Below are 8,913 nucleotides of genomic sequence, written 5' to 3' on the forward strand. Positions count from 1 at the left end.
GGTGGACCCGGCTCAATGAAGACATGGAACGTTCCCCGCCGCAGCGGGAGGATCTGGGTCCGGCCAGCACTCGTCCTTGTACCAGGCTACTTGTACCCGCTTCCCGGCGGCGACCTTGAGCGGTGTTGAAACCAGGAGGTAGGTAACAATCTTTCACATGTTCATTGCCTCTGTGTAGCGGACTCTGTTCGTAGAGTCCTTGAATTGTCGCAAATGTACCTTTTTGGGGTGGTCTTGGAGTGTGAACGGGTAAGCGGTCACCGACCGCCGGGAATGTGGTGTGTCACACCCGTGCCCCCTCTGGACAGGGTCCGGCGCCGGCGACCGGAACCGGGGCTCCGAGTGCACCTTTTCCTGCTGGGGACGGCGGTGCGCGACCGTGAAACGCCGGTCGTCCGCTTCCCGGTACGCGTATCCGCGCGCTTTTCGGCGTTCCGCCCCACGAACACCTCCAGCCCCTCTACGATCTCCGTACGGAAATCGGGGACGTGAGAAGTCGTACGGCAGGGAGGCGGGCGCGGTGAGGGGGCTCGGAGAACTCGAAGCGGCCATCATGGACGCGCTGTGGCGGTCCGAGGAGCCCCTGTCGGTGCGCCGCGTCCGCGAGAGCATGGTCTACGACCGCGAGGTCGCCTACACCACCGTCATGACGGTCGCCAACATCCTCTTCCACAAGGGCCTGCTCGACCGCGAGAAGTCCGGGCGCGCCTGGATCTACTGGCCGCGCGAGACGCACGCCGAGTACACCGCCCGGGTCATGGACGAGGTCCTCAACGCCGGCCCCGACCCCGGGGCCACCCTGGTCAGCTTCGTCGAGCGCTTCAGCGACGAGGACATGGCCCGCTTCCACCATCTGCTCGCCCAGGCCCGCGACCGGCGGGGTATCGCCAGCTAGCCCAGGACCCAGCCCCGACCCTCCGCGGAGAGCTTCTCCACCAGGGCCGCGCTGTCGTGCTCCTTGGCGAACAGGTGCTCCGGGCGGGTGATCGGCACGATCCACAGCCACCGCACCGGGTCGCCCTGGAAGGTCAGACCCGACAGGTCCGGCGGGTCCTGCCCGGACCCCGCGGCCAGCGCCGAGGGGTCCTCCAGCAGGAGCACCGCGCCCGCCTCGCCGCGCATCGCCCGGTCCTCGGGGTTGTCCAGCCACTTCACCGTGTGGCCGGTCCCGAACCAGGTCACCGCGCGCCACGGGAACGCGCCGATCCACCGGAAGATCCGCGCCGCCCGGTGCGCGGGCATCGTGGTGGCCAGGGCCAGCTCCACCCGCGCATGCCGCGAGGTGTCGGCCATGTACCGGTCCAGCGTGGGCATCCGCTGTCCGCACATCCCCACCGTGGACAGCACCGTGAACGGCCGCTCCGCGGTCGGCGGCCGTTCCGACAGCCGCAGCAGGGGCGGGTGCCCGTCGGAGACGTCCCAGTAGTGGCCGGGCTCGCCCACCCGGCGGTTCAGGTGGCCCAGCACCGTGCGCTGGACGCCGCGCCAGGCGCCCGCGGCCCGGCGCCAGTCCCAGTACGCCTCGGCGTGCACCACACGCGGCCACAGGTGCCCCCGGACCGAGTCCAGTTCCCAGGCGTAGGCGCTGCGCCCCACCGCCTCGCGCGCGTAGCCGGGCAGCCCGCTGTCGGCCTCGGCCCACCCCGGGATGACCGCCAACAGCCCCTGATCGTCCACCAGGGCCACACCGTCGCCCTCCTCGAACCAGACCGCGCGCAGCGCCGAGGGGTCGAAACGGGGCAGGCCCTGCGGGTGCTTGGTGTAGGCCTCCGGCATCAGCGGCGCCCGGCCCTCGAACGACCCGCCCTCCCAGTCCGAGGCGGGGGCGGGCTCGTGGTTGGCCAGCCAGACCGGCACCCGGATGCGCCCGCGCGCGTCCAGGAGGTAGGCGGCCGTGGTGCGGGAGTCGCACTCGACGACGACACGGCGGCTCTGATAGGGGCTGATCTCGTCGAGAAGGACGTCGATCCCTGACACCGGCCCTCCCACGTGCCGATCCGTGTTGTCGTCCGCATCGCGGGCGAACCCGCCCGGCCCATGCCAAGCAGTGCGTAGAATCGACCGTAGTGCCCTCGCAGGCGGAGCCGCACCGCAGCCGCGTATAGGTCGTATAACGACCCGGCCGCGCCGCCGGGCCCAGACCACCGACACCGTCTCTTACGGATACCTATGCCCGCCGAGCTCACCTTCGTCGCCCCCCGCCGCGCCCAGCCGCCGCGGCACCTCGCCGACCTCACCCCGGACGAACGGGCCGAGGTCGTCACGGGGCTGGGGGAGAAGCCCTTCCGCGCCAAGCAGTTGGCACAGCACTACTTCGGCCACCTGGAGTCGGACACCTCGGCGATGACCGACCTGCCCGAGGCCTCCAGGGAGCGCCTGGGCGAGGCGTTGCTACCGACCCTGCTCACACCCGTCCGCCACATCACCTGCGACAACGGGATGACCCGCAAGACCCTGTGGAAGGCCTTCGACGGGGTGCTGTTCGAGTCGGTGCTCATGCGCTACCCCGACCGAGTCACCCTGTGCATCTCCTCCCAGGCCGGGTGCGGCATGAACTGCCCCTTCTGCGCCACCGGCCAGGCCGGGCTGACCCGCAACCTCTCCACCGGCGAGATCGTCGACCAGGTCGTGGCCAGCGCCCGCGACCTGGCGCGCGGCGAGGTCGCCGGAGGGCCCGGGCGGATCAGCAACATCGTGTTCATGGGCATGGGCGAACCCATGGCCAACTACAAGCGGGTGCTCCAGACGGTGCGCCGCATCACCGACCCAGTACCGCGCGGCCTGGGCATCTCCCAACGCGGCGTGACCGTGTCCACGGTCGGCCTGGTCCCCGCCATCGACAAGCTCATCGCCGAGCGGATGCAGGTGCGCCTGGCGATCTCCCTGCACGCCCCCGACGACGAGCTGCGCGACGAACTGGTGCCGATCAACACGCGCTGGAAGGTCCAGGAGGTGCTGGACGCGGCCTGGCGCTACGCCGGCACCACCGGGCGCCGCGTCTCCATCGAGTACGCGCTCATCAAGGACATCAACGACCAGGCCTGGCGGGCCGACCTGCTCGGCAGGCTCCTCAAGGGGCACCTGGTCCACGTCAACCTCATCCCGCTCAACCCCACCCCGGGATCCAAGTGGACGGCGTCGCGACCCGAGGACGAACGCGAGTTCGTCCGGCGCCTGGAGTCGCACGGCGTCTCGGTCACCGTCCGCGATACCCGCGGCCAGGAGATCGACGGCGCGTGCGGCCAGCTCGCGGCCGCCGAGAACTGACCGGTTGAGCGGCGAAGGGCCCGGACCATGGTCGAGACCGCGCTGGCCTTCGCCGTCGCCCTCCTCTCCGGGGTGCTCCCTGTCCTCAACATCGAGGTCTACCTCGTGGGCGCGGCCGTCGCAGTGGACAGCGGCCCCCTGCTCGGCACCGCCATGGCGATCGCGGCGGGGGCGGGTCAGACCCTGGGCAAGCTGCCCTACTACTACGCGGGCCGGGGCACGCTCTCCATGCGGTGGATGCGCCGCAAGAGGAACGACCCCGGCCGCTGGTCGGAGCGGGTGGCCCGCTGGCGCCGGTCGGCGGAGGCGCGGCCGGTGTGGGGCGCCGGTCTGGTCGCGCTCAGTTCGTTCGCCAGCGTGCCGCCCTTCATGGCGGTCTGCGTGCTGGCGGGGACGGTGCGGATGAACGTCGTGGTGTTCTCGGTGATCACCATGGTCACCCGCACCGCCCGCTTCCTTATCCTGGTGCTGGCCCCCGGCTGGGCGATGGGCCTCCTGCCGGGGTGAGCGGGCCCCGGGCGGTGTCCAGGCCCGAGGTTCGCCCCACGGCGAGACCGAGCGCCGAGGTTCGTCCCACGGCCAACTTCGTGCCGCCAAGAAGGCCCCTGCCGGGCTGACCGGCCCGCTCAGGCGGTGACCAGGTCCCGTCGGCGGAACCCGGCCAGGCCCACCGCGGCGGCGGCCACGGCCCCCGCCAGGACGGCGAGGTAGGGCACCGGCGCGAACTCCTCGGTGGGCAGCAGCGCCACGATCTCGAACGGGCCGACGTGCACCATCCAGTCGGGCAGGTCCATCAGCAGGCCGAAGATCGTGACGAACAGCCCGTAGGCGAACCATGCCCACACCAGGCCCACCAGGCGCGGAGCCACCCCCAGGAACAGGGTGGTGAGCCCGGCGAACATCAGCACCACCGGGATCTGGGCGGCACCGGCCTCGGCCACCACCCGGATCCACGCGGTGTCCCCGGTGACCGAGGCCGCGCCGACCCCCATCACCAGCCCGCCCAGGAACATCATGACCATCCCGGACAGGGCGCTGACCAGCACGGCCGACCCCATCCACCGGAGGCGGCCCACCGCCGCCGACAGCACCAGTTCCGCCCGCCCGGAGTCCTCCTCGGCGCGGGTGCGCAGGACGGACAGCACGGCGAAGGCCGCGGTCGGCATCACGATGTAGAGCGTCAGCACGCCGAGGAACGCCTCGATCATGCCCTCGCCGGTCAGGCCCATCCGCGCCATGATCTCCGGGTTCTGCTCGGCCATCCCGTCGATCTCCGTGACCAGGGTGCCGAACGCGAGCGCGAACAGCGCCACGGCGACGGTCCAGGCGATGATCGACGCGCGCTGTTGGCGCAAGTGCAGCGCCAGCACCCCGTTCAGCAGGGGACCCGCCCCGGCGGGGCCCGGACGCGCGGCCACCAGGCCCGCCCCCAGGTCGCGCCGGTCGGCCAGGACGTAGGCGACGGCGAACAGTACCGCGATGACCAGCACGTACAGCGCCAGGGGCCACCAGCGCAGGTCGTCGAAGGCCCGGGTCTGCTGCACCCACGCGAAGGGTGAGAACCACGACGGCGCGCTGCCGCCGCGTTCGGCGATGTCGCCCACCACGCGGAACATGAACAGGACGCCGATGACGAGGAAGGCCAGGCCGCTGGCACCGCGCGCGTACCCCGACACCTGGGCGCACACCGCCGCGACCGCCCCGAACACGACACCGGCCAGGGCCAGCCCCGCGCCGTAGGCGGCCGAGTCCGCCAGGGGCAGGCCGTTCACCACCATGCTGACCGTGATCAGGGCGCCGATGGCCCCGCTGACCAGGGCGTTGGTGACCAGCGCGGCTGTGATCTGGGCGCTGGAGCCGAGCACGTTCGCGCGCAGCAGTTCGGCGCGTCCGCTCTCCTCCTCGGCCCTGGTGTGGCGGACCACGTGCAGGATGCCCATGACTGCCAGTGCCACCAGCAGGCTCTGCGTCATCTCGTTGGCGACCATCGCGCCGAGCCCGTACTCCTCCAGCCCGTAGCCGGGGCCACCGAAGACGATGCCGGTCGGGGTCTCCATGATCGTGGCGCGGGCCATCCGCTGCTCGGGCGTGGCGAACATGTCCGCGAGCGTGGGGATGACCATGAACATCGAGCCGACCAGGGAGAGCGTCCAGACGGTCATCCGGATGCGGTCGCGGCGCAGGATGAACAGGATCAGCCGTCCCGTACCGGTGAAGGTGCTCACTTCGCGGCCCCCTCGCCGTTCAGCGCGGCGAGCTCGTCGCCGTAGTGGCGCATGAAGAGCTCCTCCAGGGAGGGCGGGTTGCTGACCAGGGACCGCAGCCCGAGGTCGGCCAGGGCGCGGAAGGCCTGGTCCATGTGGTCGTTGTCGACGTCGAAGGTGACGTCGGTGCCCTCGACGGTGAGGCCGTGCACGCCGGTCAGGCCGGTGAGCGCGCTCGGGTCGCCCTCGGTGGTGGCGCGGACGGTGGAGCGGGTCAGGTGGCGCAGGTCGTCCAGGGTGCCCGACTCCACGGTCCGGCCCTTGCGGATGATGGTGACCGTGTCGCACAGCTTCTCGACCTCGGCCAGGATGTGGCTGGACAGCAGCACGGAGCGGCCCTGGCGCTTGGCCTCGTGCACGCAGTCGGTGAACACCGACTCCATGAGCGGGTCGAGCCCGGAGGTGGGCTCGTCGAGGATGAGCAGTTCGGCGTCGGAGGCCAGGGCGGCCACCAGGGCGACCTTCTGGCGGTTGCCCTTGGAGTAGGTGCGCGCCTTCTTGGTGGGGTCGAGCTCGAACCGCTCCAGCAGCTCCTTCCGGCGCGTGCGGTCGGCCCTGCCGTGGAGCCGCCCGAGGAGGTCGATGGCCTGGCCGCCGGTGAGGTTCGGCCACAGGGACACGTCGCCGGGCACGTAGGCCAGGCGGCGGTGCAGCGTGACGGCGTCCTTCCACGGGTCGCCGCCGAGCAGGCGGGCGGTGCCGCCGTCGGACCTGAGCAGGCCCAGCAGGACGCGGATGGTGGTGGACTTGCCCGAGCCGTTGGGGCCCAGGAACCCGGCGACCTGGCCGGGCTCCACGGTGAGGTCGAGGCCGTCGAGGGCCTTGAACCGTCCGAAGTACTTGTCGAGGCCGCGGACCTCGATGGCGGGTGCGGACATGTCTCTACTCCTAGGGGGTGATCGTGTACGTGGGCGAGGGAGGATCAGGACTCCCCCTCGGGGGGATCGCTCACGTACAGCAGGTAGGCGTCGAGCATCGTGCGGTCGGTGAACAGGCCCTCGGAGTAGATCTCCAGCGTGGGCAGGGTGATCCGCTCCGACCAGGCCCGCATGACCTCTCTGAAGTCGATGTCGGGGCCGGGGAAGTGCATGGTGAGGAACATCTGGAGCGAGCCGATGTGGCCCATGGCGAGGAAGCGGGCGCGCGCGGCCGGGTCCCGGCTGGGGCGGACCGTGCCCGCCTCCTCGCCCGCGGCCAGGTAGTTCTCGATGTCCTCCACCATGTGCTCGAAGAGCGTGTGGGCGATGTCCCCGCCGGCCTGGAACGACCGGACGAAGTAGGCGACGTAGGGGGCGTACTCGTCCATACCGGCGAACCGGTCCAGGAACGTCCGCTGGTCGGCGGTGGTGACCGAGTCCTTCTTGATCTCGTAGACCAGGTTCCGGACGTGCTCGTCGCAGGCCTGTCGGAGTCCGGCCTTGGAGCCGAAGTGGTGCATGACCAGGGCGGGGGAGACACCTGCGCGTTCGGCGATCGTGCGCACCGGGACGCCGAAGCCCTTCTGCCCGAAGCACTCGATGGCGGCGCCGCGGATGCGGGCCCGCGCGGTGAGGTCCTCCTCCGGTTCCGGAGGCCTCCTGGGTACTGAACTCATGTTCAGCATGCTAAATGCGTGTTCAGTGCTTTGGCAAGGGGGTGTGGCGGGGCCCGTCGGCCGAACGCCGGGCGAGGGGCGCGCGGGGGCCCGTACACTCGGTGGACGCGCCGCGGGGCACCCCGGCCCTCGGCGGCTACGAGGGAGGACAGCCCATGGTGCGGGTCGCGGTCGCTCAGTTCGCCCCCGGGCAGGACAAGGCGGAGAACGCGCGCTCGGTGGCCGAACTCGCCGCCAGGGGCGCGGCCGAGGGCGCCGACGTGGTTCTGCTCCCCGAGTACGCGATGTTCACCGCGCGGCGCACCGACCACCGCTACGTCGAGGCCGCCGAGCCGCTGGACGGCCCCTTCCTGTCGTCCGCCGCCGACGCCGCCCGCGCCGAGGGAGTGCACCTGGTGCTGGGCGCCAGCGAGGCGGAGGAGGGCGAGGGGGCGAGCCGCTTCACCAACACGCTGGCGGCGTTCTCGCCCAAGGGCGAGCGGATCGCGCTCTACCGCAAGATCCACCTCTACGACGCCTTCGGGGTCAGGGAGTCGGACGTGGTCCGCCCCGGGCCGATCGAGGAGCCGGAGACCTTCGCGGTCGACGGCGTCGTCTTCGGGTTGCAGACCTGTTACGACCTGCGCTTCCCCGAGGTGACGCGGAGGATCGCCGACGCGGGGGCGCACGTGGTGCTGCTGGCCGCGCAGTGGGTGCCGGGCCCGCTGAAGGAGGAGCACTGGCGGACGCTGGTCCGGGCGCGTGCGCTGGAGAACACCGTCTACGTCGCCGCGGCCGGGCAGGCCGCTCCCAGCGGTGCGGGCAACAGCATGGTCGTCGATCCGATGGGTACTCCGGTGGCCGCTCTGGGGGAGCAGGCGTTCGCGGTCGCCTCCGCCGAGGTTTCGGCCGCGCGGGTCGAGGAGGTGCGCGTGACGAACCCGTCGCTCTCCCTGCGCCGATTCGAGGTCGTACCGCGCCCGGAGTCCTGATACCCCGTATCGCTGCGAGAGCATAGGCACCGGGCATATCGCTGTAATGCCTACGAATGGACGAGGGTCTTCCCAGAGTCAGTTACTTAGGGTTATGCTCAACGTGCACCGAGTGATTTGATTCGGTCCGAGTGCTTCCGGGTATCGAGGGCCTCTAATTCGGTAAAGAGCCGGTAAAAATCGGCCCGCCAGACTGTCCTAAACCACGGGGGGAGCAAGGACATTGCGCGGAATGAGCACGGTGTGTGCGGCGGGTGCGCGGCCCGACGGCGCGTCGGAGATCCACGTCTACGATCCTGAGACGCTGACCACGGCGCAGCGCGCGGGAGACGCCTGCGCGGTATGCCACGTGAAGTGGCCCCGGCCCCGGCGCGTCATCGGCGTACTCCCGGACGGCGGGCGCGTACGCGGCTGCCGGGACTGCGCCGACCTCGTCAGCGCCGGCACGGCCACGAGAGAGCCCGCCTTCGCGGCCCACTAGCCGCCCGGCCGCGCCCGGGACCGGATTCGGGGGAAACCGGTCCCGGGCTGTGTTTCTTGGTCCCTCACAAGTTCGGGACGTGCTCGGGCGCCAAGGAGGCCGGCGTCTTCGTCATCGCTACTGCCTTGCTCGTTCCTCGCTGCGGCAGAGACTCCTCCTGCAGACACCGGCGGCGCCCTCGCCCTGCTTCCAGCCGTGGCCTGTAGTCAGACGAGCGGGCCCGCCCGTCGCCCGCCACCACCCTCAACGGACGCCTGGCGGCGTGGTCCTTCCCTGCCCGTCGCCCGCCACCACCCTCAACGGACGCCTGGCGGCGTGGTCCTTCCCTGCCCGTCG

At 71.1% G+C, this 8,913-nt stretch carries 9 protein-coding genes; 5 read left to right on the forward strand and 4 right to left on the reverse strand.

Annotation, left to right across the window (positions count from 1 at the left end):
* The first annotated feature begins 520 nt into the window (after positions 1–520).
* Positions 521–895: a BlaI/MecI/CopY family transcriptional regulator gene (locus tag ACFHWE_RS22185; protein WP_416603800.1), complete on the forward strand. Its 375-nt coding sequence runs from the start codon at positions 521–523 to the stop codon at positions 893–895.
* Here ACFHWE_RS22185 and ACFHWE_RS22190 read toward each other — a convergent pair.
* Positions 892–1,977, reverse strand: a complete 1,086-nt coding sequence (locus tag ACFHWE_RS22190; protein WP_416603802.1) for a suppressor of fused domain protein — start codon at positions 1,975–1,977, stop codon at positions 892–894. The two genes, ACFHWE_RS22185 and ACFHWE_RS22190, sit on opposite strands and share 4 nt — an antisense overlap.
* A gap of 192 nt (positions 1,978–2,169) precedes the next feature.
* Between ACFHWE_RS22190 and rlmN the strand changes: the two genes are divergently transcribed.
* Positions 2,170–3,267 carry a 23S rRNA (adenine(2503)-C(2))-methyltransferase RlmN gene (gene rlmN / locus ACFHWE_RS22195; protein ID WP_416603804.1) on the forward strand — a complete coding sequence of 366 codons (1,098 nt, stop codon included), beginning with the start codon at positions 2,170–2,172 and terminating at the stop codon, positions 3,265–3,267.
* Between the two features lie 27 nt (positions 3,268–3,294).
* Positions 3,295–3,774 carry a hypothetical protein gene (locus tag ACFHWE_RS22200; RefSeq protein ID WP_416603805.1) on the forward strand — a complete coding sequence of 160 codons (480 nt, stop codon included), beginning with the start codon at positions 3,295–3,297 and terminating at the stop codon, positions 3,772–3,774.
* 119 nt (positions 3,775–3,893) lie between these two features.
* Here the strand turns inward: ACFHWE_RS22200 and ACFHWE_RS22205 are convergent, their stop codons facing one another.
* The 3 genes from ACFHWE_RS22205 to ACFHWE_RS22215 are packed head-to-tail and all read right to left on the reverse strand — an operon-like array spanning position 3,894 to position 7,125.
* Entirely contained in the window at positions 3,894–5,492 is a 1,599-nt protein-coding gene (locus ACFHWE_RS22205; protein WP_416603806.1) for an ABC transporter permease, read from the reverse strand.
* Positions 5,489–6,409: an ATP-binding cassette domain-containing protein gene (locus tag ACFHWE_RS22210; protein WP_416603807.1), complete on the reverse strand. Its 921-nt coding sequence runs from the start codon at positions 6,407–6,409 to the stop codon at positions 5,489–5,491. The genes ACFHWE_RS22205 and ACFHWE_RS22210 overlap by 4 nt, the downstream gene beginning before the upstream one ends.
* Positions 6,410–6,453: 44 nt before the next feature.
* On the reverse strand, positions 6,454–7,125 hold the full coding sequence (locus tag ACFHWE_RS22215; protein WP_416603808.1) for a TetR family transcriptional regulator: 672 nt from the start codon (positions 7,123–7,125) through the stop codon (positions 6,454–6,456).
* A gap of 155 nt (positions 7,126–7,280) precedes the next feature.
* Between ACFHWE_RS22215 and ACFHWE_RS22220 the strand changes: the two genes are divergently transcribed.
* Both ACFHWE_RS22220 and ACFHWE_RS22225 read left to right on the forward strand, forming a co-directional pair.
* The gene (locus tag ACFHWE_RS22220; protein WP_416603812.1) at positions 7,281–8,096 is read left to right on the forward strand and encodes a carbon-nitrogen hydrolase family protein; all 816 of its coding nucleotides are present in this window, start codon (positions 7,281–7,283) and stop codon (positions 8,094–8,096) included.
* Positions 8,097–8,328: 232 nt separating this feature from the next.
* A complete protein-coding gene (locus ACFHWE_RS22225) occupies positions 8,329–8,577 on the forward strand; it encodes a hypothetical protein (RefSeq protein WP_416603809.1) in 249 nt (82 codons plus the stop codon).
* The last annotated feature ends 336 nt before the right edge of the window (positions 8,578–8,913 follow it).

The sequence above is a fragment of the Nocardiopsis sp. LOL_012 genome (genome assembly GCF_048060475.1).
GTDB lineage: Bacteria > Actinomycetota > Actinomycetes > Streptosporangiales > Streptosporangiaceae > Nocardiopsis.

What these genes read in the sequence shown, in the direction of transcription:
- rlmN (WP_416603804.1), top strand. Translation starts at nt 2,170, where the DNA reads ATGCCCGCCGAGCTCACCTTCGTCGCCCCCCGCCGCGCCCAGCCGCCG.
- ACFHWE_RS22200 (WP_416603805.1), top strand. Translation starts at nt 3,295, where the DNA reads ATGGTCGAGACCGCGCTGGCCTTCGCCGTCGCCCTCCTCTCCGGGGTG.
- ACFHWE_RS22210 (WP_416603807.1), bottom strand. Translation starts at nt 6,409, where the DNA reads ATGTCCGCACCCGCCATCGAGGTCCGCGGCCTCGACAAGTACTTCGGA.
- ACFHWE_RS22215 (WP_416603808.1), bottom strand. Translation starts at nt 7,125, where the DNA reads ATGAGTTCAGTACCCAGGAGGCCTCCGGAACCGGAGGAGGACCTCACC.
- ACFHWE_RS22220 (WP_416603812.1), top strand. Translation starts at nt 7,281, where the DNA reads ATGGTGCGGGTCGCGGTCGCTCAGTTCGCCCCCGGGCAGGACAAGGCG.
- ACFHWE_RS22225 (WP_416603809.1), top strand. Translation starts at nt 8,329, where the DNA reads ATGAGCACGGTGTGTGCGGCGGGTGCGCGGCCCGACGGCGCGTCGGAG.